This is a genomic window from Rhizobacter sp. P2_H2 (genome assembly GCF_056403375.1).
Genome location: NZ_JBFUFP010001255.1, coordinates 1 through 1430, shown reverse-complemented (window position 1 = coordinate 1430; position 1430 = coordinate 1). Strand labels below are relative to the sequence as shown.

Sequence of the window (1430 nt, the reverse complement as noted above, 5' to 3'; positions counted from 1 at the left end):
CCACCGAAGCCGTCGCGCTGTCGGCCGCGTTGCCGCGCGGCAGCGTCACGCTGAACGGCGACACCGCGCGCACCGTCTCGTCGACCACCAACGGCACAACGACACAGCTGACGAGCCACTTCACGTCGGAGAGCCTCGGCCTGACGACGCACTACGACGGCCGCACCGCCAACTTCTCGCTCAGCGCCGTCGACATCACGCGCCAGGCCACGCTGGTCGACGGCGTGCTGCAGGGCAGCTCGATCAACGGCACGCACACGATGGGGCTCACGCTGCCGAACGGTTCGGCCCGCTACACCGTCGCGACGCAGGGCAGCGCCACCTACGGCCCGACCGGCCTGCCGATCGCCGGCACCTGGGCGATCACGCTGCCGCATGCCGCCGTGGGCCTCGCGATCGCGAACGCGCTCGCGACGATCACCGTCGACCAGGGCAAGGACGGCACGATCGACCGCAGCATCACCGTGCCGGTGTCGCGCCTCGCATCCGACGCCGGCTGATCAGTCGACCAGCCGGTTCAGCTTCGCGTACTGCAGCAGCATGATGGTCTTGCCGTCGCGGATCCTGCCCGCCGCGACCCAGGCCAGCGCCTCGTCGAGCGTGGGTTCGAGCACCTCGATGTCCTCGCCCTCGTGCTGTTCGCCGCCGCCGGCCGACACCTTGTCGCGCGCCTCGTAGGCGCCGACGAAGAAGTGCAGCCGCTCGGTCACCGAGCCCGGGCTCATGTAGGCCTCGAACACCGGGCGCACCTCGGCGATGCGGTAGCCGGTTTCCTCCTCGGTCTCGCGGCGGATGCAGGTCGCAGGGTCGTCGCGGTCCAGCAGGCCGGCACAGGCCTCGATCAGCATGCCGTCGGGCGTGCCGTTCACGTAGGCCGGGAAGCGGAACTGGCGCGTCAGCACCACCGTGCGGCGCTCGCGGTTGTAGAGCAGGATCGTCGCGCCGTTGCCGCGGTCGTAGGTCTCGCGGCTCTGGCGCTGCCAGCTGCCGTCGCTGCGCTGGAAGTCGAAGCTCGTCTTCTTCAGCACATACCAGTCGTCGCTCAGCACCTTCACGTCGACGATGCGCACGCGGTCGTTCACGGGGATCTCCGGTTCAAGGATGGAAACGCGATGATTCGTGCATGTTCGTGCACTGTCAAGCAATTTCGTGCAAACTCGCGGCCATGCTGACCGAACAACGCAAGCAACTGATCCTCGGCCGCCTGAAGCAGGACGGACAGGTCGTCGCCGCGACGCTGAGCGAGGAACTGGGGCTGTCGGAAGACACGATCCGGCGCGACCTGCGCGCGCTCGCGGCCGAGGGCCTGCTGCAGCGGGTGCACGGCGGCGCGCTGCCGGCATCCAGCGCCGTGGCCGATTTCTCGGCGCGGCGCGCGGTCGAGCCGCAGGGCAAGGCGAGCATCGCGCGCGCCGCGGCCGCGATGGTGC

The 1430-nt window shown here is 69.7% G+C and carries 3 protein-coding genes; 2 read left to right on the top strand and 1 reads right to left on the bottom strand.

The features are described 5' to 3' along the window. A partial coding sequence (locus tag AC1D15_RS32105; RefSeq protein WP_477829240.1) for a hypothetical protein occupies positions 1-500 on the top strand: 500 nt, incomplete at its 5' end. On the opposite strand, the gene nudK is transcribed toward AC1D15_RS32105, so the two are convergent. Next, positions 501-1088, bottom strand: coding sequence for a GDP-mannose pyrophosphatase NudK (gene nudK / locus AC1D15_RS32100; RefSeq protein WP_465114174.1), 588 nt, complete (start codon positions 1086-1088; stop codon positions 501-503). Positions 1089-1165: 77 nt separating this feature from the next. Here nudK and AC1D15_RS32095 point away from each other — a divergent pair. Beyond that, on the top strand, positions 1166-1430 hold a 265-nt coding region (locus tag AC1D15_RS32095; RefSeq protein ID WP_477829239.1), incomplete at its 3' end, for a DeoR family transcriptional regulator.